At 57.9% G+C, this 23,873-nt stretch carries 22 protein-coding genes; 8 read left to right on the forward strand and 14 right to left on the reverse strand.

What is annotated here, in order from left to right; all coding sequences use genetic code 11:
- Positions 1 to 15: 15 nt before the first annotated feature.
- Entirely contained in the window at positions 16 to 846 is an 831-nt protein-coding gene (locus tag B9Z34_RS11400; protein WP_108428237.1) for an IclR family transcriptional regulator, read from the reverse strand.
- Between the two features lie 103 nt (positions 847 to 949).
- On the opposite strand from B9Z34_RS11400, the gene B9Z34_RS11405 reads away from it, so the two are divergent.
- Entirely contained in the window at positions 950 to 1,960 is a 1,011-nt protein-coding gene (locus B9Z34_RS11405) for a fumarylacetoacetate hydrolase family protein (protein WP_108428238.1), read from the forward strand.
- Here the strand turns inward: B9Z34_RS11405 and B9Z34_RS11410 are convergent.
- The 7 genes from B9Z34_RS11410 to gatC all read right to left on the reverse strand — a co-directional run bounded on the left by B9Z34_RS11410 (position 1,953) and on the right by gatC (position 7,294).
- Entirely contained in the window at positions 1,953 to 2,366 is a 414-nt protein-coding gene (locus B9Z34_RS11410) for a type II toxin-antitoxin system VapC family toxin (protein ID WP_108428239.1), read from the reverse strand. The two genes, B9Z34_RS11405 and B9Z34_RS11410, sit on opposite strands and share 8 nt — an antisense overlap.
- Before the next feature lie 9 nt (positions 2,367 to 2,375).
- On the reverse strand, positions 2,376 to 2,636 hold the full coding sequence (locus B9Z34_RS11415) for a type II toxin-antitoxin system prevent-host-death family antitoxin (RefSeq protein ID WP_108428281.1): 261 nt from the start codon (positions 2,634 to 2,636) through the stop codon (positions 2,376 to 2,378).
- 336 nt (positions 2,637 to 2,972) lie between these two features.
- Complete coding sequence (locus B9Z34_RS11420; protein WP_146179655.1) at positions 2,973 to 3,539, reverse strand: hypothetical protein; 567 nt, start codon at positions 3,537 to 3,539, stop codon at positions 2,973 to 2,975.
- Positions 3,540 to 3,568: 29 nt separating this feature from the next.
- Complete coding sequence (locus B9Z34_RS11425; RefSeq protein ID WP_108428241.1) at positions 3,569 to 4,057, reverse strand: hypothetical protein; 489 nt, start codon at positions 4,055 to 4,057, stop codon at positions 3,569 to 3,571.
- 17 nt (positions 4,058 to 4,074) lie between these two features.
- Positions 4,075 to 5,526, reverse strand: coding sequence for an Asp-tRNA(Asn)/Glu-tRNA(Gln) amidotransferase subunit GatB (gene gatB / locus B9Z34_RS11430; RefSeq protein ID WP_108428242.1), 1,452 nt, complete (start codon positions 5,524 to 5,526; stop codon positions 4,075 to 4,077).
- 4 nt (positions 5,527 to 5,530) lie between these two features.
- Positions 5,531 to 6,991: an Asp-tRNA(Asn)/Glu-tRNA(Gln) amidotransferase subunit GatA gene (gene gatA / locus B9Z34_RS11435; RefSeq protein ID WP_108428243.1), complete on the reverse strand. Its 1,461-nt coding sequence runs from the start codon at positions 6,989 to 6,991 to the stop codon at positions 5,531 to 5,533.
- 3 nt (positions 6,992 to 6,994) lie between these two features.
- The gene (gene gatC / locus B9Z34_RS11440) at positions 6,995 to 7,294 is read right to left on the reverse strand and encodes an Asp-tRNA(Asn)/Glu-tRNA(Gln) amidotransferase subunit GatC (RefSeq protein WP_108428244.1); all 300 of its coding nucleotides are present in this window, start codon (positions 7,292 to 7,294) and stop codon (positions 6,995 to 6,997) included.
- Positions 7,295 to 7,507: 213 nt separating this feature from the next.
- Here gatC and B9Z34_RS11445 point away from each other — a divergent pair, with 213 nt between their 5' ends.
- From B9Z34_RS11445 to mrdA, 4 genes are all read left to right on the forward strand, one after another.
- Positions 7,508 to 8,551, forward strand: coding sequence for a rod shape-determining protein (locus B9Z34_RS11445; RefSeq protein ID WP_090044524.1), 1,044 nt, complete (start codon positions 7,508 to 7,510; stop codon positions 8,549 to 8,551).
- Between the two features lie 72 nt (positions 8,552 to 8,623).
- Positions 8,624 to 9,565, forward strand: a complete 942-nt coding sequence (mreC, locus tag B9Z34_RS11450; protein ID WP_108428245.1) for a rod shape-determining protein MreC — start codon at positions 8,624 to 8,626, stop codon at positions 9,563 to 9,565.
- Positions 9,562 to 10,083, forward strand: coding sequence for a rod shape-determining protein MreD (mreD, locus tag B9Z34_RS11455; RefSeq protein WP_108428246.1), 522 nt, complete (start codon positions 9,562 to 9,564; stop codon positions 10,081 to 10,083). Before mreC ends, mreD begins: the two co-directional genes overlap by 4 nt.
- A gap of 2 nt (positions 10,084 to 10,085) precedes the next feature.
- Entirely contained in the window at positions 10,086 to 12,068 is a 1,983-nt protein-coding gene (gene mrdA, locus B9Z34_RS11460) for a penicillin-binding protein 2 (RefSeq protein ID WP_369907647.1), read from the forward strand.
- An 18-nt stretch (positions 12,069 to 12,086) separates the two neighbouring features.
- Here the strand turns inward: mrdA and B9Z34_RS11465 are convergent, their stop codons facing one another.
- From B9Z34_RS11465 to B9Z34_RS14500, 5 genes are all read right to left on the reverse strand, one after another.
- A complete protein-coding gene (locus B9Z34_RS11465; protein WP_108428283.1) occupies positions 12,087 to 12,686 on the reverse strand; it encodes a MarC family protein in 600 nt (199 codons plus the stop codon).
- Positions 12,687 to 12,691: 5 nt separating this feature from the next.
- Entirely contained in the window at positions 12,692 to 13,105 is a 414-nt protein-coding gene (locus B9Z34_RS11470; RefSeq protein ID WP_199220118.1) for a VOC family protein, read from the reverse strand.
- Between the two features lie 63 nt (positions 13,106 to 13,168).
- Complete coding sequence (locus tag B9Z34_RS11475) at positions 13,169 to 13,537, reverse strand: TraR/DksA C4-type zinc finger protein (protein ID WP_108428284.1); 369 nt, start codon at positions 13,535 to 13,537, stop codon at positions 13,169 to 13,171.
- A gap of 84 nt (positions 13,538 to 13,621) precedes the next feature.
- Positions 13,622 to 14,272, reverse strand: coding sequence for a glutathione S-transferase (locus B9Z34_RS11480; RefSeq protein ID WP_108428248.1), 651 nt, complete (start codon positions 14,270 to 14,272; stop codon positions 13,622 to 13,624).
- 209 nt (positions 14,273 to 14,481) lie between these two features.
- Positions 14,482 to 14,724, reverse strand: coding sequence for a hypothetical protein (locus B9Z34_RS14500; RefSeq protein ID WP_146179656.1), 243 nt, complete (start codon positions 14,722 to 14,724; stop codon positions 14,482 to 14,484).
- Positions 14,725 to 14,774: 50 nt separating this feature from the next.
- Between B9Z34_RS14500 and istA the strand changes: the two genes are divergently transcribed.
- The 3 genes from istA to B9Z34_RS11495 all read left to right on the forward strand — a co-directional run bounded on the left by istA (position 14,775) and on the right by B9Z34_RS11495 (position 17,513).
- Positions 14,775 to 16,319 carry an IS21 family transposase gene (gene istA, locus B9Z34_RS11485; protein ID WP_108428249.1) on the forward strand — a complete coding sequence of 515 codons (1,545 nt, stop codon included), beginning with the start codon at positions 14,775 to 14,777 and terminating at the stop codon, positions 16,317 to 16,319.
- Positions 16,320 to 16,330: 11 nt separating this feature from the next.
- On the forward strand, positions 16,331 to 17,089 hold the full coding sequence (istB, locus tag B9Z34_RS11490; RefSeq protein WP_108428250.1) for an IS21-like element helper ATPase IstB: 759 nt from the start codon (positions 16,331 to 16,333) through the stop codon (positions 17,087 to 17,089).
- Between the two features lie 91 nt (positions 17,090 to 17,180).
- Complete coding sequence (locus B9Z34_RS11495) at positions 17,181 to 17,513, forward strand: helix-turn-helix domain-containing protein (RefSeq protein WP_108428251.1); 333 nt, start codon at positions 17,181 to 17,183, stop codon at positions 17,511 to 17,513.
- A gap of 232 nt (positions 17,514 to 17,745) precedes the next feature.
- Here the strand turns inward: B9Z34_RS11495 and B9Z34_RS11500 are convergent, their stop codons facing one another.
- Positions 17,746 to 23,859, reverse strand: a complete 6,114-nt coding sequence (locus tag B9Z34_RS11500) for a hypothetical protein (RefSeq protein WP_108428252.1) — start codon at positions 23,857 to 23,859, stop codon at positions 17,746 to 17,748.
- Positions 23,860 to 23,873 lie beyond the last annotated feature (14 nt).

The following is a 23,873-nucleotide window of genomic DNA, read 5'->3' on the forward strand; positions in this document are numbered from 1 at the left end:
CCCGACCGCCCCCGTTCAGCAGCTGCGCCAGCCCAGATCGGCCGACAGTTGCTGCGCAAATTGCCGCAAGCTTTGCGCAATCGGCCCATCCCATGCGGTGTCGAGTGTGGCGGACGAACCCAGCGCCACCACGCCCAGCACCAAGTGCCCGTCGGCATCAAAAATTGGGGCACAAAAGCCCGAAATGCCGGGCAGCAACACATTGACCACGCGGCCCAGGCCCTGTTCTCGGGTTTCTTTCACCATGGCCTGCAGTTGGGCGGGCGTGCTGGGCAAGTCGGTGCGGCCCAGTTTGCGGGCCAAGGCCAATTCTTCTTCGATCATCGGGCCTGCTTTTTCGGCAGCGCCGCCGTGGCTGTTGAAGGCGGCAAAGCACCGCCCCGTGGCCGAAGACAACAGCGGCATCACATCGCCCAGGCGCAAGCTGACCGGCATGGCCAGCGGGGTTTCTTGCCAATGCACCAAGGTGGGCCCTCGGTTGCCCCAGACGGCCAGGGCCATGGTGTGCCCGGTGGCCTCGATCAAGGCGGGCAAACGCTCGCGAGCCATCTTCACGGCGTCCAGACGCGACAAGGTGGCCAGCCCCAAGCGCAAGGTGGCGGGCCCCAGCTCGTAACGGGTGCTAGTGCTGTCTTGCACCACCAGGCCCAAACGCTGGAAGCTGACCAAATAACGGTGGGCTTTGGCGGCGCTCATGTGGGCGGCCGCTGCGAGGTCTCGCAGCATCAATGGGGCGGGGGCTTGCGCCAGCACATCCAGCAGGGCAAAACCGACCTCCACCGACTGAATGCCTGCGCGTTCCTTGTCGCTCTCTCTGGCTTGGATGGCTGTGCTGTCTGGGTTCATGTCGCCTAAAATCGGGTTCCGTTTAGTTAAACGGGTTTAACAATGCGTAACTTCTCGGTGGTGCACACTGTAGCCCATTGCGACCCGAACGGACACATTCAACATGAAACTGGCGACCTACAAAGACGGCTCACGCGACGGACAACTGGTGGTGGTCTCACGCGATTTGAGCACTGCCCATTATGCGACCGGCATCGCCAGCAAACTCCAGCCAGTGCTGGACGACTGGAACTTTCTGGCCCCCCAGCTGGAGGATCTGTATACGACCTTGAACCAAGGCAAAGCACGCCACGCTTTCCCGTTTGACCCGGCCCAATGCATGGCCCCGTTGCCCCGCGCCTACCAGTGGGCCGACGGCTCAGCCTACATCAACCATGTGGAACTGGTCCGTGCGGCACGCAACTCGGAAGTGCCCAGCAGCTTCTACACCGACCCGCTCATGTACCAGGGTGGCAGCGACGATTTCATTGGCCCCTGCGACCCGGTAGTGTGTGCCAGCGAAGCCTTTGGCATCGACTTTGAAGCCGAAATCGCCGTCATCACGGGCGACGTGCCCATGCAAACCAGCGCTGACGATGCCATCGAAGGCGTGCGCCTGATCATGCTGGTCAACGACGTGAGCCTGCGCAACCTGATCCCGAATGAGTTGGCCAAGGGCTTTGGCTTCTTCCAAAGCAAGCCCGCCACCGCCTTCAGCCCCGTGGCCATCACACCCGACGAACTGGGTGACGCATGGCAAGGCGGCCGGGTGCACCTGACCCTGCAGTCCACCTGGAACGGCCGCAAAGTGGGCATGTGCGAAGCCGGCCCCGAGATGACCTTCCACTTCGGCCAATTGATCGCCCACATCTGCAAAACCCGCAACGTGCGCGCAGGCTCCATCGTGGGCAGCGGCACCGTCAGCAACAAAAGCGTTGAAGTGAATGGCAAACCCGAGTGGCCCAAAGGCTACAGCTGCATCGCCGAAAAACGCGCCATCGAAACCATCCTGGACGGCAAGCCCAGCACCGAGTTCATGAAATACGGCGACACCATCCGCATCGAGATGAAAGGCTTGAACGGCGAGAGCCTGTTTGGGGCGATCGAGCAAGAGATCGTGCCCTTGGCTAACTGAGCCAAGGATTCAAAAGCGCCACTCCCGTCGCCTCAAAATCCGCCACGTTGCGCGTCACGACGGTGAATCGGTGCTCAAGGGCTGTGGCCGCAATCATCGCGTCGCGGTCAGAGCGTGGGTTGGGGATGTGCAGCCCTGCACACACGGGTGCGGTGTTTTCTGCAAAGGGCAATATGCGGCCCGCAAAAGCGGCGCGAACGCCAGACAGCCAATGGCGCAAAGCACTCCCTTGTGGCGGTGTTTTGCGCTCCAGTGCCTGAATGCCCAATTCCAACTCCAGCAGCGTGATGGCTGACAAAAACAGCTGGTTGCTGGGCTGACCTGCGGCCCATTGCCGGACCGCCATGGACGGGTTGGGTTTGCCTTGACGCAGCTCGGAAATGACGTTGGTGTCCAGAATGAACATGGATCGCCTTCAGTCCAAGTTCGCGGCTTGAATCTGAATGCCCAGCTTGGGCGGATCGAAATCGATGCCTTCACCCCCCGGTATACCGTCCATCACCTCCAGCAGGGAGGGGGCTGATTTTCCAGCCATGCGGTAGTAGTCGTCGATTTTGAGCAATGCAAAGGCGGGGCGACCCCGGTCGGTGATGAATACCGGGCCATCCACGGCAGCGCGCTTGGCTGCGGACACATCGCGTGTGAAATCGCGGCTTGAAAACGTGTGAATGCTCATGATCATCACCTCGGGTTTAATGTTTGTATGTTACGACAATTAGTCGATTTGTCAATGCAAACCTCTCGATCAACTGAAAGTTGCTCAGGGTCGTGAAGCACAAAAAAACGATTTACGCTTCACATTTGAAGCGTAAATTTTGATGCGATAGGAGCCACAGCTCACGCCTATATAGAACAGCAAACTTTTGACGTGGAGCCTGATGGATTGGCCAATGGCATCAGTACGGAGAAATACGTGAACGCTGTACCGCGTGTCATGCGCCACCGCGTATTGCGAACTCACGGCGCTGTGCGAGATGGGTGTATTGGTGCAGATGTGGGCGGGGAAGCCGTATCAAATGGCGAGCCACCGATCCAGCAGCGGCCCTACATAGGCTTTACCCAGATCATGCTCGCCCTTGGGGACGGTCGTGACGGGAATGCCCGTCAACCGACCAAAGGCCTGGACATTGGCCGGGATGCTTTGCCAGTCTTCTTCACCGACATGAATTTCACAGCGGGCAGGTGCATTGAATTGTCCTGCCTCGGCCAGCGTTTTCAGCCGTTCTGGTCTTGGTGGCGAAAAACTGGTCCTGACTTGTTCGTTCGTGAACTCGCCAACGATGGGTGACAGCAACAGCACTCGGCCCACGAAAGATGGCATTTGTGTTTGCGCATGCAAGAAAAGATATGAGCCGAAGGAATTGCAGATCACCCGTGCCTGTTCATGCCAGAAATGGTTTTGCAGATCATCCACGATGGTCTGTACTTGTTCATCAAAGGGCAGCATCCGGAAATCGCTCCGCGTCTCGCGGCCGGTGACATCGAAACCCCGATCCATCAGGCCTTGACCAAGACCCGTGGATAACTGACCTCCATGACCGGGGAGGTAGTAAATGGTGAGATTATTGGAAATGACCATATGGTGGTTGTGGCTCTATTGCTAGATGATCATTTCAAGAAGTTGAGCATCTCAATAATCCCAGTTGCTACGGATGAACTCTTGTTTTTGCTGTCATTACAGAGGTCGTTCAGGACCTGCTTGTATGGGATGAGTTCAACGCCCAACGCTTGCATGAGGGATAGCTCTGCTTCATCTTTCAGAACTGCATGAACGAGGAAATTCCGCCACTGGGCACCGGGCAATATCTCATTTCTGCGTTGGATCTTGCGTGGACTCGTGAACTTCTTTTCAACCCATTGCCCTACACCGGCACTCAATTCATCTGGCGTACGTCTGCGTGCGTTTGTATCTCCGCCAATGTACCCAACAGGGCGATAGCTGATCTGAACCTCTACATGCCAACATTCAAATCCGGCTGGCACAGGTCGGATGGCTAAAAGGTCGATTTCATCCACGCCGCACTTGATGCCACGCATCGTGAAGAAGTTTTGGCGATTCAGCCATTCTTCGACCAGTTGTTCATCCAGCAGTGCCATCGGTCGCTCGAAAAACTTCAGCCCAGCTTCTTCATCAACAAAGCATTGACCTGCCCTGGATTGGCCTTGCCCTTGCTGGCTTTCATGATCGGGCCGACCAGGCCGTTCAGGGCCTTGGCGTTGCCGGCCTTGAACTCTTCCACGTTCTTGGGGTTGGTGGCCAGGACTTCGTCGATGATCTTTTCCAACTCGCCGGTGTCGTTCATCTGCTTGAGACCTTTGGCTTCGATGATGGCGTCGACTTCGCCTTCCTGGTTCCAAAGACCTTCAAACACCTGACGTGCCGCGCTGTTGCTGATGGTGTTGTCGCTGATGCGGCCGATCAGGGTGGCCAATTGGGCGCTACTGACCGGCGTTTGCTCAATGGTCAATTCACTCGCGTTCAGGCGGCGCGACACCTCGCCCATGATCCAGTTGCTGGCCAGTTTGGGCTGGCCGCAGGCTTTGGCGGTGGCTTCAAAGTACGCGGCGACGGCCTTGCTTTGGGTCAGTTGGGTGGCGTCGTATTCGGGCAGGGCGTAGTCGCGCACAAAGCGCTCCGCCATCACGCGGGGCAGCTCGGCCATTTCACTTTTGACGCGCTCGACCCAGTCGCGACCGATCACCAGCGGCGGCAGGTCCGGGTCGGGGAAGTAGCGGTAGTCGGCGGCGTCTTCCTTGGTGCGCATGGCGCGGGTTTCGCCCGTGTCGGGGTCGAACAGCACGGTGGCTTGCTGGATGGTGTGGCCGTCTTCGATTTGCTCAATCTGCCAGCGCACTTCGTAGTCGATGGCTTGCTGCATGAACTTGAAGCTGTTCAGGTTCTTGATCTCGCGGCGGGTGCCCAGCGGCTGGCCGGGTTTGCGCACGGACACGTTGGCGTCGCAGCGGAATGAGCCTTCTTGCATGTTGCCGTCGCAGATGCCGATCCAGGTGACGATCTTGTGCAGCTCTTTGGCGTAGGCCACGGCTTCTTCGCTGCTGCGTATGTCGGGCTGGGTCACGATTTCCAGCAGGGGCGTGCCTGCGCGGTTCAGGTCTATGCCGCTCTGGCCAATGAAGTCCTCGTGCAGCGATTTGCCTGCGTCTTCTTCCAAGTGGGCACGCTCCAGGCGCACGGTTTTGCGCACTGTATCTTTGCCTTCTTCGAGGAAGAACGACACCTCGCCGCCTTGCACCACCGGGATCTCGAACTGGCTGATCTGGTAGCCCTTGGGCAGGTCGGGGTAGAAGTAGTTTTTGCGCGCAAAGATGCTGCGCTCGGCCACATGGGCGTTGATGGCCAGACCGAATTCGATGGCGCGTTCTACCGCACCGATGTTCATCACGGGCAGCGTGCCGGGCAGGGCCATGTCCACCGCGCAGGCTTGTGTGTTGGCTTCGGCACCAAAGGCCGTTGGGGCGCGGCTGAAGATTTTGCTGGTGGTCGAGAGTTGGGCGTGTGTTTCAAAGCCGATGACGACTTCGTAGCCTTGGACGAGTTTGCTCATGGTCTTAAACCCCCGCTGGTTTCTGGAGGTGGAAATCGGTCGCTTGTTGCAGGCGGTGCGCAGCATTCAGCAACTGGGCTTCCTTGAAGTAGTTGCCAATCAGCTGCAACCCAACGGGCATGCCACCCGCGCCAAAGCCTGCAGGCACGCTCATGCCGGGCAGGCCCGCCAGCGAGGCGGGCAGGGTGAAGATGTCGGCCAGGTAGTCGGCCACCGGGTCGTTGGCGTTGTCGCCAAACTTCCAGGCCACCGAAGGGGCCACGGGGCCAGCGATCACGTCGCACTGCTTGAACGCGTTCTGGAAGTCGTCGGCGATCATGCGGCGGATTTTTTGTGCCTGCAGGTAGTAAGCGTCGTAGTAACCGTGACTCAGCACATAAGCGCCCGTCATGATGCGGCGCTTGACCTCGTTGCCAAAGCCTTCGGCGCGGGTCTTTTTGTACATGTCCACCAGGTCGGTGTAGTCCTTGGCGCGGTGGCCGAACTTCACGCCGTCAAAGCGGCTCAGGTTGGAGCTGGCTTCGGCTGGGGCAATGATGTAGTAGACCGGAATCGACAATTCGGTGCGCGGCAGGCTGATGGGCACCAGCTTGGCGCCCAGCTTTTCATACTCGCGCAAAGCGCCATCCACGGCGGTGCGCACGTCGGCGTGCAGGCCTTCGCCAAAGAACTCTTTGGGCACGCCAATGCGCAGGCCTTCGAGCGAGTTGTTCAGGGATGCCGCAAAGTCTTCGGTCGGCATGTCCAGCGAGGTCGAGTCGCGGTCAATGTCGCCGCCGCACATGGCGCTCAAAAGCAGGGCGCAGTCTTCGGCGCTGCGGGCCATGGGGCCGGCCTGGTCGAGGCTCGAGGCATAGGCGATCATGCCGTAGCGGCTGGCGCGGCCATAGGTGGGTTTGATGCCGGTGATGCCACAAAAGCTGGCGGGCTGGCGGATCGAGCCGCCCGTGTCGGTGCCGGTAGCGGCGGGGGCCAGGCATGCGGCCACAGCGGCTGCGCTGCCGCCCGACGAGCCGCCGGGCACGCGGGCTGTGTCCCAGGGGTTTTGCACCGGGCCGTAGGCCGAGTTTTCGTTGGCCGAGCCCATGGCAAATTCGTCGCAATTGAGCTTGCCCAAAGTCACCATGCCGGCCGTGCGCAGGCGCTGCACCACGGTGGCGTCAAAGGGTGAGCGGTAGCCGCTGAGCATTTTGGAGCCTGCGGTGGTGTCGAAATCGCGGGTGACGAACACATCTTTGTGCGCCACGGGCACGCCTTCGAGCGGGCCTGCTGTGCCGTCCGCCAGCTTGGCGTCCGAGGCGCGGGCCTGGGCCAGCGTCACTTCGCTGTCGATGTCCAGAAAGGCGTTGTGCGGGTTGCCGCCCATGCGGGCCAGAAAGCGCGTCGCGACCTCGACGGCGCTGACTTCTTGGGTCTGTAACAGGGTGGCCAGCGCTTTCACGCTGAGGTTGTGCAGGTCACTCATGGCTTACTCGATGACTTTGGGGACCAGGAAAAGGCCGCGCTCGACGGCCGGGGCGCTTTGCTGGTTCAGATCGCGTTGGTTGGGCTCGCTGGCCACGTCGGGGCGCAGGCGCAGCGTGATGTCCTGGATGGCGGCCACGGGGTGGGCCATGGGGGTGATGCCGGTGGTGTCCACCGCCTGCATGGCTTCGACGATGCCAAAGAAGCCGTTGATCTGAGTGAGCATGCGCTCGCTTTCGTCGGGCTTGAGCTCCAGCCGGGCCAGATTGGCGATCCGGGCAATATCCTGCGGGGTCAGGGACATGGTTTGAAAAGAGTTGTAAAGGACGTGTTTTTCCGGCCCAAACGGGGCTGCTGCGCACCTGTTTTACCGGGGGATCGGGTATTATCCTGCGTTTGGTGCCGCTCACTGCGCCGTCTCTGAGCCCGCCCTGACGACACCCCTGATTTGACAGCCGCGCTTGCCCCAGCACTGCCACCCATGCGCTTGGTGTATGGCGCGTCAAAGGACCCCCGAATGTTTTCCTCTTTCCGCCGTTATTTCTCCAGCGACCTGGCCATTGACCTGGGCACCGCCAACACCCTGATTTTTGTGCGCGACAAGGGCATCGTGCTCGACGAGCCCTCGGTGGTGGCCATTCGCCACGAAGGCGGCCCCCAAGGCAAGAAAACCCTGCAAGCCGTGGGCCATGAAGCCAAGGCCATGCTGGGCAAGGTGCCCGGCAACATCGAGGCGATTCGCCCCATGAAGGACGGCGTGATCGCCGACTTCACCGTGACCGAGCAGATGCTCAAGCAGTTCATCCGCATGGTGCACCCCCGCAGCACCTTTCGCCCCAGCCCCCGCATCATCATTTGCGTGCCTTGCGGCTCGACCCAGGTCGAGCGCCGAGCCATCCGCGAATCGGCGCTGGGCGCAGGCGCATCCGAGGTCTACCTGATCGAAGAACCCATGGCCGCAGCCATTGGCGCGGGCTTGCCCGTGTCGGCCGCTTCCGGCTCCATGGTGGTCGACATTGGCGGCGGCACCACCGAGGTGGGCGTGATCTCGCTCGGCGGCATGGTCTACAAAGGCAGCGTGCGCGTGGGTGGCGACAAATTTGACGAAGCCATCATCAGCTACATCCGCCGCAACTACGGCATGCTGATCGGTGAGCCCACCGCCGAAGCCATCAAAAAGACCATCGGTTCGGCTTTCCCCGGCAGCGAAGTCAAGGAAATGGAAGTCAAGGGCCGCAACCTGTCCGAAGGCGTGCCACGCAGCTTCACCATCAGCTCCAACGAAATCCTCGAAGCCCTGACCGATCCGCTCAACCAGATCGTCTCGGCCGTCAAGACCGCGCTGGAACACACCCCGCCCGAGCTGGGTGCCGACATCGCCGAGCGGGGCATGATGCTCACGGGCGGCGGCGCTTTGCTGCGCGATCTGGACCGCTTGCTGGCCGAAGAAACCGGCCTGCCCGTGCTGGTGGCCGAAGACCCGCTGACCTGCGTGGCCCGTGGTTGCGGCATGGCGCTCGAGCGCATGGACCAGCTGGGCAGCATTTTCACCAGCGAATAAGGTTTGCTTCGGGCTGTCGGCCATCGGTCAAAGAACTCGCTTTTCCTCACCTGAATCCGGCGCAACACATTCATGGCTCTGGATACCCTCGAACGCAGTGCCCCGCCGATCTTTCGGCAGGGTCTGTCTGCGACCTCCAAACTGGTGTTGCTGTCCTTGTTGTCCATTTTGTTGATGGCTTCGGACCACCGTTTCCAGATCTCGCAACCCTTGCGCTCGGGCATCGCCGTGGTGTTGGCCCCTTTGCAATGGATCGCACTCCAGCCCGTGCGCGCGGTCAGCGGTTTGGGCCAATACTTCAGTGATCTCGAGGCGGCCCAGGACGCGGCGCAAAGCTTCCAGACCCGCACCATCGCACAGGCCCGGCGGCTGCAACAAGTGGAGCAGCTGACCCAGGAAAACGCCCAGTTGCGGGAGCTGCTGGATTTGCGCGAGCAAATGGCCGGGCCATCCAAGGCCGTAGAAGTGCTCTACGACACAGCAGACCCTTACACCGACCGCATCGTGGTCGACCGTGGGCAGGTGGCGGGCATTGTGCAAGGCTCGGCCGTCATCGATGTGGGCGGTGTGGTGGGCCAGGTCACGCGTGTTTACCCCTTGGTCAGCGAAGTGACGCTGCTGACCGACCGTGACCAGAGCATCCCGGTCATGAACGCACGCACCGGCAGCCGCCATGTGGCCGTGGGCAACCCCGGCATAGCGGGTGGCGCACTGGAGTTGAAGTTTGTGCCTTCAGGCACCGACGTCAAGCAAGGTGATTTGCTCACCACCAGTGGCATTGATGGCGTCTACCCCCCGGGCTTGCACGTGGGACAAGTCAGCCAGATTGACCGCCGTGTGGATTCCTCGTTTGCCCGGGTGCATGCCACCCCGTCGGCCAAACCACGAGGGCGGCATTTGCTGGTGCTGATGCCGGTGAAAGACTGGCCCAAGCTGCCAGCGGCTGCACCAGAGCCCAAGCGCAGCGGCAAAGGCCGTGCGGTGGCCCCTGCAGCATCAGGAGGCAAGCCATGATCATGCCCGCAGGGCGTCCCCTGCTCTTGCCTGCCAACCCCCGCTTCATCGCCTTGACGGTGGTGGTGGGTTTGCTGCTGAACATGTTGTTGGGCCTGGTCGGCTGGCGCTGGCTGCCTGATGTGCTGGCCATCGTGGTGGTGTTCTGGAATGTGTACCAGCCACGGCGGGTGGGCGTGGTTTTGGCGTTTGTGCTCGGCCTGGCGCTGGATGTGCACGAGTCGGCTTTGCTGGGGCAGAACGCCTTGTCTTATGTGGTGCTCAGCAGCATGGCGCTGGCCGTACAGCGCCGCCTGTTGTGGTTCCCTTTGCGCGAACAAGCCCTGCAGATCGTGCCCTTGTTTTTGGTGGCGGCCCTGCTGGAGTGGGTCACCCGACTCATCGTTCACGATGCCTGGCCGCACTGGAGCCAATTGCTGGCGCCCTTCATGCAGGCTGCGCTGTGGCCCTTGGTCGGTGTGGTGCTGCTGGCGCCACAGCGGCGTGCGTTCAATCCCGACAACATCCGCCCCCTTTGACCATGTCGCTCAGGCTGCCTTCCATTGCCGAGTTGCGCGACAGCCAGGCCGAATTGCAAAGATTCCGCGCCCGGGTGGCGGTGGTGCAGGTGTTTGTGCTGGTGTGTTTTTTGTTACTGGTGGCTCGTCTGTCTTATTTGCAGATCGTGCGCCATGAAGACTTGCACGAACAAGCCGAAAGCAACCGCACGGCCGTGATCCCGACCGTGCCGCCCCGCGGCACCATCCTGGACCGCAACGGCGTGGTGCTGGCCAGCAATTACTCGGCCTACACCCTCGAAATCACACCTTCGCAGGTGCCTGACCTGGAAGCCACCATCGACGCTCTGGCCGAGGTGGTGGAGATCCAGGGCAAAGACCGTCGCAGGTTCAAGCGTTTGCGTGAAGACGCGCGCAGCTTCGACTCCTTGCCCATCCGCACCCGCTTGAGTGACGAAGAGGTGGCGCGTTTCAGCGCCCAGCGCTACCGTTTCCCGGGGGTGGACATCAAGGCCCGGTTGTTCCGGCAATACCCTTACGGCGAATTGGCCAGCCATGTGGTCGGCTACATCGGCCGCATCAACGCCAAAGAAAAAGAGCGCATTGAAGAAGAGGACGACGCGGGCAATTACCGGGGCACTGAATACATCGGCAAGCTGGGCGTGGAGCAACGCTACGAGCGAGAGCTGCATGGCATCACGGGGGTGAACCGGGTCGAGACCTCGGCCGGTGGGCGGGCCACCCGCAGCCTGTCCAGCCGCCTGGCCACACCCGGCCAGAACGTGGTTTTGTCGATCGACATCCAGTTGCAAAAAATGGTGGAAGACCTGTTTGGCACCCGTCGTGGCGCGCTGGTCGCGCTCGACCCGAACACCGGCGAGGTGTTGGCGTTTGTCAGCAAGCCCACATTCGATCCCAATTTGTTTGTCGATGGTATCGATGTCGAGAACTGGCAAATGCTCAACGAGTCGATCGACAAGCCCTTGCTCAACCGCGCCTTGCGTGGCACCTACCCGCCGGGCTCCACCTACAAGCCTTTCATGGCCATGGCCGCTTTGGCCACGGGCAAACGCAGTGCCACGACCATCATCAACGATGCAGGCTCGTGGACCTATGGCGGTCACACCTTTCGCAGCCATGGCGACACGGGGCTCGGCCCTGTGGACATGGTGCGATCGATTGCTTTGTCCAGCAACGTCTATTACTACTCGCTGGCCAACGAGATGGGGGTGGACGCCATCCATGACTTCATGAAGCCGCTGGGCTTTGGCCAGATCACCGGCATCGACTTGCCGGGCGAAGTGCGCGGCATCTTGCCCAGCACCGAGTGGAAGCGGAACTATTACAAAAAGCCCGAGCAAAAGAAGTGGTACGGCGGCGAAACCATTTCGCTGGGCATTGGGCAGGGTTACAACACCTTCACCATGCTGCAACTGGCCTCGGCCACGGCCACGTTGGCCAGCGGCGGGCTGCAGTTCAAGCCCCGGGTGGTCACGGCCACGCAAGACGCCTTGACGCACGCCCAGACGCGGGTCAACACGACCGAGCCGGTGAACCTGGGCTTCAAGCCCGAGCACATGGAGGTCATCCGCAACGGGCTCACCGGGGTGGTCACCTCAGGCACTTCGGCCCGTGTATTTGCCGGAGCGGCTTACACCAGCGCGGGCAAAACGGGTACGGCCCAGGCCGTGACCATCGGGCAAAAGGAAAAGTACAACGCGGCCAACTTGTCTGAATACCAGCGTGACCATGCTTTGTACATGGCCTACGCACCCGTTGAAAAGCCGCAGATTGCGGTCGCTGTGGTGGTGGAAAACGCGGGTTTTGGTGCGGCGTCAGCCGCCCCCATCGCCCGGCGTGTGTTTGACTATTGGCTGCTGGGGCAATACCCCAGTGAAGAAGATATGGCGGCCACGCAAAAAGGCCAGACCGCCGCCCCAATCGGCAAGCCCCGTGCCAAACAGGACGTCCCCCTGGAAAGCCGAAAGCTCCTTTCAGCCAACTGAAGCCACGCCTCAGGCGCCTCAGTGTGGCCAGCTTTGCGCCAGGGACTTCAGGCCCCGGATCAGCATCTCCGCCGAGATGGACACCAGAATCAGGCCCATCAAACGTTCAAAGGCCGAGACCACACGCAAACCCACCACGCGCTGCAAACGCTCGGCCAGCAGCAGCACCACGGCGCACACCAGCATGGTCACCGTGAGCGCCGCGACCCACTCCAGCCGACGTTCGGGGGCTTGGCTGACCAGCAGCAGCACGGTGGCCATGGCCGATGGACCCGCCAGCGCGGGGATGGCCAAAGGCACGATCAAGGGCTCGGCCACAGGCACGGGCGAGTCCTGTGGTGGTGGCGGAAAGATCATGCGAAGGGCAATCAAGAAGAGCACCACCGCGCCGCCGATTTGCAAGGAGACATCCGACAGGCTCATCGCCTTCAAGAACGACTGCCCAACAAACATGAAGGCCAGCAGCAAACCAAAAGCGATCAAGACCTCGCGCACGATGACGCGGGCACGCCGCTCGGGTGGGACAGCCCGCAAGCTGTTGACAAAAATCGGGATGTTGCCCAACGGGTCGGTGATCAGCAGCAGCAAGATGGTGGCCGAAGCAAAGGTGTGCTCCATGCCCATCAGCTCGCGTACACGGTGCTCAGGTCGGCAAAACCTTTGACCTCGATCGGGTTGCCAAACGGGTCCATGAAAAACATGGTCCATTGCTCGCCAGGTTGACCCGCAAAGCGCAGGTGGGGTGCCACCACAAACTGCATGCCGTGCCGGGTCAGTCGGTCTGCCAGCGCTTGCCAGTCGTCCTTTTGCAAGACCAGTCCGAAGTGGGGCATGGGCACCAGATGGTCTCCCACATGGCCCGTCAGGCTGGTCTTGAAGGGCTCGCCCAGGTGCAGGGAAATCTGGTGTGTGAAAAAGTCAAAGTCCACCCAGGTGTTGGTAGAGCGACCCTCTTTGCAACCAAGCACGCCGCCGTAAAAACGGCGGGCTTCGTCGAGGTCGGTGACGTGAAAAGCGAAATGAAACAGGCTGTGCATGCGCCAAAGCATATCAGCCCGCCAGCGGCTGGAACAGCCGGAAGAACCCGCAGTGCAGCTGTTTCAGCGGCGCTGCTCGGCCACGGTCTGGCAAGCGATGCAGCGTTTGGCGGTGGGGTAAGCGTTCAGGCGTGCAGTCGGGATGGTCACGCCGCAGTCGGTGCATTGCCCATAAGTGCCCGCCTGAATGCGCGCCAGCGCGGCGTCGATGTCGCCCAGCTCGGCGGTTTCGTGCTCGTTCATGGCGAACTCGGTTTCCCGCTCGGTCAGGGCTTGCGCTCGCGACTGAAAGCTGTCGTCAAAGTGCTCGGCGGCCATGTCGGCGCGCGACACCACGCCGCCGCGCTCGAAGGCGATGCGTGCCAGCAACTCGGCGCGTGCCTCCAACAGTTGGGCCTTGTGACTGTCTAGGGAAGGGGATGGTGTGCTCATGTGTTCATCATGGACCTTGCATGCCAAGCGGTGTTTGACCTGCATCAATTGAACGGTGCGCAGCGGCACTTGCGATGTGCACGATCAGGCCTTGGCTTTGGCCCGAGCCATCATCAGTTCGGTGTTGGCCTTGCGGTCGGCGTTGACTTGTTGCAGGGTGGGGCGTTCGCCCATGCGCTTGAGGTAATCGCGCACGGGCAAGTCGGCCAAAAAGTCGCGACCGTAAACGATTTTGGTGGCCGCCGACACCAGGGGCAGATGGACCACCGCCGCACAGTCGGCCAAGCTCAGGCTGTCGCCCAGCATGTAGGGGTTGAACTTGGCGAGTTGCGCGAACGCCGCCACGTTCTTTTCAAGTTGGGCGCCCGTTTTTTCTTTGGCGCTGTCACTGATCTGCCCGCCAAAGAAGGCTTGCGGGTAGAGGTTGCGTGCCACCAGCTCCAGATGTAACTCCAGAAAGGTCACCAGTTCACGCACCTTGGCCGCCGCAAACGGGTCGGCGGGCAGCAAGGGGTGCTGTGGGTATTGGTCTTCGATGTACTCCATGATCACGCCCGACTCGCACAGCGTGCCTTGTGCGGTCTTGAGGTAGGGCACCTTGCCCAAGGGACTGGCTTGAGGGTCGGTCTGGCCCACCCAAGCCAGCTCTTCGGTGAAGGGCACACCTTTTTCGAGCAGGGCAAATTTGACTTTGTTGTAGTAGTTGCTGGCCGAAAAGCCGCAGAGTGTGAGCATGGGGGTCTCCAAAAGAGTTTCAACCAGATTAAACGCAATCATCGAAAGAGCTCGTCACCCAGATGACGCTATTTGCAGAAGTTAAAGCGTGCCCATGCGTCCAAGACCACGACTTCAAAGGCGTGCCGCCGAATTGAGATGTATAAATTCTTATACAATGGGTGCAGGGGAGCAAGCGGATGAGCGAAAAACCCATTGACCGGCGAGGGTCATCGCTGCGTGACATCAACTGCTTCAAAAAGAAAACGACATCCACCAGTCAACGTGACAAAGACATGGCTACCACGCGATACAAAGCCGTGATACAGGAAAGGAGCAAGAAATTGGGTATTCCGGAGCAACGTGACCAGTGATTCCGGTCGAACGTGACCGCTGATTCCGGGATCGTGACCAGCCATTCCGGTCATCGTGACCGGTACGCTGGTCCACAACATCGGCACGGTGTTGCGCATGTATTTCATATTTCGGCCGGGTTAGCGTCAGTCCTTTTTGCAGGACCGCTATGCCCGCCCCAAGGATCAACATGCGCAAACTCAAAGACGCACTGCGTCTCAAATTCGAGGGCCAGCAGTCCCACCAGCAAATCGCCACCGCTTTGGGCATCTCCAAAGGCGTGGTCACCAAATACGCAGGCCTGGCCATCGCCGCACGCCTGGATTGGCCCGCCATCGCTGCCATGGACGAGGCCAGCCTGGAGCGGCGTTTGCTGCCCGCCCCCAGGCCCAGCGACACCTATGCCCCCGCTGACTACGGCCGCATTCACCAAGAGCTGCGCCGCAAAGGCATGACGCTGGCCTTGCTCTGGGAGGAATACTGCGCCGAGACGGCCGACCTGTTCAGCGCCGACCACCCGGTCAAGCCTTGGCGCTACTCCCAGTTTTGTGAGAACTACCGCCGCTTTGCCAAGAGCCTCAAACGCTCCATGCGGCAAATCCACCGGGCAGGTGAGAAGCTGTTCATCGACTTTGCCGGACCGACGCTGGAGCTGACCGGCGGGGAGCGCGCCAGCATCTTTGTGTCCGCCATGGGCGCTTCGGGGCATTGCTTTGCCATGGCCACGCCAGCTCAAACGGCGGCCGATTGGCTAGGCGCAACAGCCCAAGCCCTCGCGTTCTACGGCGGTGTGCCCCAGCTCATCGTGCCCGACAACCCCCGCGCCTTGGTGGCCCAGGCCAACCGCTATGAGCCCCGCCTGACCGAGTCGGCCTTGGACTTTGCCCGCCACTATGACTGCTCCATGTTGCCCGCCCGCGCTTACCACCCCCAAGACAAGGCCAAGGTGGAGCTCAGCGTCCAATTGGTTGAGCGCTGGATACTGGCACGCCTTCGCAAACAACGCTTTGCCAGCGTGCAAGAGGTCAACGAAGCCATCGCCCCGTTGCTGACGTACCTGAACGAGCGCGCCTTTCAAAAGCTGCCCGGCTGCAGAGCCAGCGTGTTTGCTCAGATCGATGCCCCGGCTTTGATGGCGCTGCCCACCCAGCCCTGGGAGTGGGCTGTCTTCAAGACCGTGCGGGTGCATGTGGACAGCCATGTCGAATTTGAAGGCCACCGCTACAGCGCCCCCAACGCCTTGGTCGGCCAGGTGCTGCAATTGCGCGTGACGGCCCAAGCGGTGGAGATGCTGCACCGGGGCCAGCGGGTGGCCAGCCACAGGCGCTGCGCTCACAAGGGGGGGTTTACCACGGTGACAGAGCACCTGCCCGAGCGCCACCAGGCGCACGCACAGTGGTCGCCCGAGAGGCTACTGGCATGGGGCGAGCGCATAGGCCTGGCTTGCGCCCAAACGGTCCAATTGATGCTGCAGCGCCCGCGCCACCCCGAGCACGCTTACCGCGCTTGCTTGGGGTTACTCAGTTTGAGCAAACGCTATGGCGAGCAACGACTGGAGGCGGCTTGTGCCATGGCACGCCAAGTGGGCACCACCAAGTTCTCACACATTCGGGACATTCTGGTCAACCGCCGAGACTTGGTGCAGCCCAGCGCGGCCAGTGACTGGAGCAGCCCCGTACACGCCCATGTGCGCGGCGCTGGGTATTACCAGTGAAGGGGGCAGACATGATGATGAACACCACACTGGATCAATTGCGCGGGCTCAAGCTGGTGAGCATGGCCCAGGCGCTACAAGAGCAAATGCAGCAAAGCGGCATCAGCGCCATGAGCTTTGAAGAGCGCCTGGCTTTGCTGGTAGACAGGGAGGTCCACGGCAGGCAAGACAGGCGCTGCGCCAAATTGCTCAAAACCGCCCGCCTCAAATACCCGCAAGCCATGATCGAGGACTTGGACTGCCGGGCCTCACGAGGAATTGACCGCGCCACGGTGATGAGCTTGACGCTGGGGCCTTGGGTGAGCAGCGGCCACACGGTGCTGATCACGGGGCCAACGGGTGTGGGCAAGTCTTGGCTGGGCTGTGCACTGGCTCAGCACGCCTGCCGCCAGGGGCACAGTGCGTTCTACCAACGGGTGCCGCGCCTGGGCGAAGAGCTGCGAATCCGGCACGCCAATGGCACGTTCACACGCTGGCTGGACATCTTGAAGAACACGGATGTGCTGGTGCTCGATGACTGGGGCTTGGTGGGGATGGATGCGCAAACGCGCACGGACTTGCTGGAGATGATTGACGACAGGGCGGGCAGAAAGGCCACGGTCATCACCAGTCAGTTGCCCATTGAGCATTGGCACGAATGGATCGGTGATGCTACGGTTGCTGACGCGATGCTGGACAGGATCATGCAGAACCACCATCGGCTGACCCTGACAGGTGAGTCACTTCGCAAGGCCAGACCAAGTCAAAAAAGGGAGGAAAACCAGGGCTGAAAACGACAGCACTCTAAAATCAAAGCGCGCAATACCGCCATCGGTCACGATCACCGGAATCGGCGGTCACATTCGCCGGAATACGCAAGAAATGAATAACGAAACCCGATCGACACACATCACCCCTGCTGGCGGCAACGTATTTGCTGATTTGGGGTTTGACCCGAAAGAGGCGGCAGTGCTGAAAGCCAAATCGCAACGCATCATTTCTGAAAAGCTGGCCATCAAAGAAAGCCTGATGTCGGAGCTGGCTCATTGGATCGACGAGAAAAAACTCAGGCAATCTGAAGCCGCCGAGATTCTCGGCGTGACACGTCCGCGGGTATCCGACGTTGTCAACAAAAAAGCCATCAAGTTCACCATCGACGCACTGGTGGACATGCTGGCACGGACGGGCAAACACGTTCAGTTGTCAGTGCAATAGCAGCAAGACGACAGCGACCCGCAGCGATTAATTCACCTCTTGTGGTTGACGGCTGATTTGAATGCAGCGCCCGCCGAAAAACGTGGCACAGTTGCTGGATCTTTTGAGGTTAGGCTAGGGTAATCAGTTGGTGGTTCGGCCGAGGCCGGCAGTTGCTAGAGGTTGGGTATCGTGGTGTGCGAAAAAACTCCCGCAACCGGATGGTTGCGGGAATCAGCTTGGCAAGCACTGTTTAAGTGATAACAAATGCGTATTTATCGCTGTAAAGCGTCACGTTATTCACGCTGGCGTCGAGTTGCACAGTATTTCGAGCGCTGTTCTCGCCCCATGCGTCGCTCCACCACGAGAGTTGATGGGTTGATGGGTCCCAATTCCACTCACCTGAGGTGGTCACACCATCCAGTTCATCAACAATGCCATCATCGTCGAGTCCACCGGCATATCGCACCTGCGCCCGCACTTCAATGCCTGCGAGATAGGTGGAGGGAGGGAGTGGTGAAGAAAATGAATCGCTTGCACCTACTACCACGGTCACAGTGGGGTTGCCAGAACCAGTGTTGGTGATGCCTGCAGTCCAATTTGGAATCGTGTATTCGCCATACCCATCATCATCTGCATCGACCCATTCTCCTGTCCCATCATCTTGAATGAGTCCGGTGTATTGCCCGTATGAAATTTTCACGCTCTGTCCGTTGAGATCCAGCGCCGCCGTACCGACAGGATAGTTGTTCATGTAAAGGTAAGAATATAAAACACTGTCGTAGGCGCTGAGATCGACCCCATCGTGCAAGATCGTCAAAGTGTGACCACTTTCATTTAGCGTCAGTTCGAACAAATCAGTGGTTCCGTCATCAGTAGTGACCTTGAAAGGCACTACCGAGCCTGACAAAGACTCAATATTGGCCAGATAAGCAAACAAGCTCTCTGTAAGCGTCAGGTTGGCAGTCACTGAATCCACGTAAAGACTGATCACTCCGCCGCCTGCACTGTCGATGATCTGCAATTGCGCAAGTTGCAGGTCCAAAAGACTGGCTTGGCAACCATTGAGGTCCAGTGTCTTGATGTAGGTGTTCAACTCGGGCCAAATTTGGCCCCAGTTTTCGTCGAAATTGGTGGTCTGCTGAAGCCGAATCAAGCCAGAGAAATTGGGCAGACTGAGTAAGTCAACGTCTTGCCCAAGTTGATCTGAAATGGTGGTTGCTAAGTAGTCTCCATCAACCAGTAAGCTGAAGCTGCTGGATCTTTCGGTCAATGAGTACTCTTCGTTGAGGTTTGCCCAGGTGTCTAGTAGAGTGAATGTGCGCTGAACAGTTGTGGCCACAATGACTTCGCCAGCATCGTCCTGGTCCTGCCAGTAATAGCGGCTCGTATCCATGTTCTGGAATTCAATGGCCCCGTTGCCGCTCACATTCAAACCGTAGATGATGTTGTAAGCGCTGCCCGGCAAAAGGAGTTTTTGCCCCTCTTGAAGTTGAAGGTCTACACCGGTGAAGTCGAAAAGTTCATCACCCCACGGTGTCGTTTTATTAATTTCCCCCAAGGGTGCTTCAACCGTCTGGCCGTCGCATGAAAACGTCATCGTTCCAATGACAGGGTCAATCTGCACGGTAACGGGATTGCCATCATCGTTCTCGATCATGAGGATGCCGGATGATTCGTCAAACGCCACACCAAAAGCCGTTGAAACCGAGATCGTGAAGCCCGCTTCGTCGAACTTTTCGCCAAGCTGCACAAGCAAGGCTTGAAATTGGGTGTTTTGTAACGCGGACAGCGTGGCATCGCCCGAGAGTTTGAATCCCAATGCCCCTGATGGTAAGGTGTCGTTGTTGTAAGCAGTCAGTAGGTTGGCGGCGGTGTCGACGATGATGAAGGGCACCTCGACACTGACACTTCCTCCATTTCCTGCTTGCGCAATGGTGTAGGCTTCATCGTTATTGAAAAAACTGGACTGTACGGCGTTGCGAGCGGCAGCCAGACCTTCAATGTCGGATTCAATGGCGTCTGTCGTGAAAACGGTCTCGGTGAGCATCCATCCGCCAAAATTATCCCTAATGTCGTTGGCTGCCAAGAGTTCGGCAAGTGTTCCTAACAGGTGATAGTCCGGCCAATAAATTTCCGAACTTCCAAATTTGCCATCGGCTTGAAGGGCGGCAAGTTCGCGAGCTTCCGTCACCGTTATCTCATTCCCTGACACGGTCACTGCCCGAATCCAGGTTGGTAAAAAGGCATCGGAATTGGCGAAATGGTCAATGATGTTAGCTGCGGTATCCTTGATGCCAGCGAGTTTTCCATTGGCTTGGAATTTGTTATCTAATTCCAGCAAAAATGCCGTCGTGGCTAGAGAGATTTCTCCCCAACCAGTGAGTCTTACTGCGACAGCACCACCTAGTTGATCTTGGGTGAGCGTATCGAGCAGATTCGGAAAGTCAGAGATCACATAGCCCGTCACATCGTCCGGTAGCGTTATCGTGCTATTGCTTTCATTCCAACTGCTTCGGACATCTTCAGCCCCAATGCTCAGGTAAATAGATCCTGTTTGTTCAGTTGAAGAGTCGGTCAGCACGAAATTGTTGTAAGCGGTACCGTCGATGATCAGTTGATGTCCGTTGAGATCGAATGCTTTGACCAAATATAAATCTTCGCCGCTGTAGTCAGTATCTCCGCTTAGCACGAGCTGAACCTCCCCGCCACTGCTGCCATCCCAGTACCAATACCATGCCACGTATTGTTCATTGAAGGTGTCGGTCAAGGCGGTACTGAACGTCGCCTTGAAGCCATTGATATCGATGTAGAAGTCAGCGTACTTGAAAGTGAAATTTGCGTTGAGCAGGAATGTGGCATCAGCGTCGAAATTCACATCAGCTAAAAGTCGGATATCAGTTTCTTGGTACTCGTAAGGATCGTTGACCGTCTGCAATACAGGATTGCCAGAAGCGTCAACGATCGTCAAGGACGCATCGCCAATGATGAAATCCTGCAAGCCATTGGCTTGGGCCAATGTGATGGTGGCGTCAAACCCGTTGAGGTCGATGCCGGTGGCGCCGCTTAGTAGCAATGCATTGTCTGCGGTGCTGAAATCGGTGTCTTCCAGCAAAGTAAAAATGGAAGGCAATATGAACTCATATTCGTTGGCGTCGAAATTCGGTAATGCGAGTAAAACAGCCTTTTCTGCTTCTGTTACAAATGCATCTGCTGATAGTTTGTAGCCTAGGGCGTTATCGGGTAACTCGCCGGCGTTATAAGCTGCCAATATGTTTTCGCCTGTATCCACGATGGTGAAGGGCACGTTGATGGTGATATCGCTGGAGTTGCTGGCACGGTATGCAATATCTTTTATGTCAGAGCTGAAATATCCTGCCTGTGCTTCGTTGATATTGAAAATCAAATCACTCAGGTTTGAGTTAATGGCTTCGGCATGAAAAATTGTGTCCGTCAAATAGTAATCCACTTGCACCAGATAATCGTTAAAGCCCTCAATTTCTGTCACACCAGCCATGAAATTCTCTAAGGTGTCTTTTAGGCTGTGCGGATAATCCAAATAATTGTTGGCACCTAGCAAGAGCTGGAGTTCGTTGGCTGTCAGGATCTCCGAAACCAACTTGTCCTCGAACGGCCCTGGACCTTCGGAGGCAATGGGATCGTTTATTGCATATTCCACATAGTTGGCAAAGATGTCGTTCGGAGCTGCCGCCAAATTGGCCAGCGTGTCTTTGAGGCTGTAGCTGAACAAGAAGGCATCGGCATCCAAATTCAATTGTCCATTGAGTGCAATCAAGGTCTGAACATCTGCAACCGACAGCTCACCGCCCTCGATCATCAGCGCACTAATCCAGTCTGGCAGAGTTTTGTTGACAAGGAAGTTCTTGAAGTTGGCCCCGGTATCTTCAATAGCGATACTCTGCCCGTTGAGGTCAAAATTGCTGCCAAAGCTCAGAAGCATGCTGAGTGTTTCGAGAGAAATGTTTCCGCCGACAGTTAATGTGACACCCGAGGCAACATCCAAGAGCGCCGACTTGGCCTGACCGATGTTGCCTGCGGAGTCTTTGAGGATATAGCCAGTGAAGCCTCCCAACAGCACAGGTGGCTCATTCAAGAGCTCCGAATAGTCACTGGTCCAAACGCCAAATATATCTGCTATGTAATCTACGCTATTGACCAAGATGGCTGTCCCGGATTTCTCATCTGAGCTGTCAATAATTGAGAGATAACTGTAAGACTCGACAATTAACTGGTAGCCATTGAGATCCACGATGACCTCAATGCCCCCGAAACTAATGCTGCTGCTGCGCGTGTAGTCATCGCTGAGCGCCACTTGGATCTTGCCATTACCTGAGCTGTCCCACGTCCGCTCAATGTAGTCTTCATATTGACCAATGCTCAATGTTGCCTTGTGGCCATTGAGATCTAACCAGACGTATTCATATCGGAACGAAAAGTTCGCATTGACCATGAATGTGGCTTGATTGGTGAAGTCAACATTCGCTAATAACTTAATATCAGTTTCTTCCCAATTTGGGTAATTGACTGTCTGCAAAACAGGAGTGTTAGAAGCGTCAATGATCGTCAGGGACGCATCGCCAATGATGAAATCCTGCAAGCCATTGGCTTGGGCCAATGTGATGGTGGCGTCAAACCCATTGAGGTCGATGCCGGTGGCGTCGCTTAGTAGCAATGCATTGTCTGCGGTGCTGAAATCGGTGTCTTCCAGCAAAGTAAAAATGGAAGGCAATATGAACTCATATTCGTTGGCATCGAAATTCGGTAATGCGAGTAAAACAGCCTTTTCTGCTTCTGTTACGATGGCGTTGCCAGATAATTTGATAGAAATAGCCCCCGATAAGATATCTGTATTTGCGCTGAGAATTTGCTCGGCACTATCGATCACAATATACGACGCTTGGACAGAGTCACCGTTAACCGTAATGGGGATGTTACTGTTGGAGATGTTGGCCTGACTCAATTCGGCTACGTTGCCCACAACGATCATTTGGCCGTTGTTGGTGTTCACTAAGATGTCGATTAAGTTGTTGGCTTGGATGAGATTCAGAGTCAGAGTTTTGCCATTCAGATCCATACCGCCAGTTTTCCCAAGCAGTAGGTTCTCAAGTGAGGCGGTGCTTTTCGCTGAAATGTCTATGTTGTTATTGAGCTTCCAGACAGCACTGGTGGGTGAGGCTATCGTAGTTTTTTGAGCGTTTGCAATATTGTCCAGATTGCTAGCCAATGAAATCAAAATGTTAGTTTCTACAACCTTGGAGACAACCGTTGCGATAACACCACTGAGAGATGCTTGGAGTGAATTATCCGTAATCTGGGCTGCAGCTGCTGTCAGCAGCGTAGTTACCGTACCTGGATTCGTTAAACTGAGCGGGGTGACATTGTTCGGATCAACAGTAATCGTTATCACTTCATTGATCAAAGACTGTAGCACTGCGGCGCCAATGCTTTCCATTTTGCCTGGATCACCGCTTGCAGACGCTTGTGCTTGTACGATCAGTGCGGCAACCGAGGCGGCTGCTTTTTGCACAGCCACACCGATTTCAGCGATGGCCTGATCAGCTTCTTTGCCGGCTGAAATTGGATCGTAAGTTGTCAATGAAATGCTGTTATCGGGGTCTATGCCAAGTGCAAGTTTGACAGCACTCTCTGCTTGAGAGAGGGTCATGCTGGTGTTGTTTTCCACCAGTGCTTGGATCATCGAGGTCAAGGGTGTGACTACGATGCTGCCATTTGTCGTAGCTGGCGCTTTGAGCACTACAGTATTTTCGAGGCCCGTGTCAGCGTTGACGCCTCCTTCAATTTGGATGACATAGTTATTCGGATTCTGAATGGTAAATCGGCCCTCCTGGCCAGTTTCTGTGCTGGTAGTCACGCCAGTGTCAATTTTGGTTCCATCGGGTGCGATCAGGTAAACCTTTGCTCCGATCAGATAGCCATCAATGGCGGTACCAGAGACGCTGCTATTGGGGGTAGTGGGAGAGGTGGGAGTGGCGGCACTGCTGCTACCACTGTTAGCGGCCAAGGCCAGTCCACCCAGTGCAGCCAAGCCGATCACCCAGCCGCTGACGGCGGGTGCAGCCGCCGCACCCGCAGCGGCGGTGCTGGTTTCGGCAGCTGCTGTGCTGGCCTGGGCCAGCACCATGGGGGCCTCGCTAGCAGCTGGTGCTGCAGCCACAACCATGTCGTCACCTTGTGGCGCATCGGCATCGCTCACCACTTGGGTGTCTTCTTCGTGCTTTTTGCGTGGGTCTTGCTTGGCGCTGGCACGCTTTTCAGGCTGCGGCGCAGTGTGCAGCAGGCGCTCTATGTTGACCTGAGGGTTGGTTTTGGCGACAGTTTTGCTCATGCTTGGCTCCTTGG

Source organism: Limnohabitans sp. Hippo3 (assembly GCF_003063665.1).
In the GTDB taxonomy this organism is placed as follows: Bacteria; Pseudomonadota; Gammaproteobacteria; order Burkholderiales; family Burkholderiaceae_C; genus Limnohabitans_A.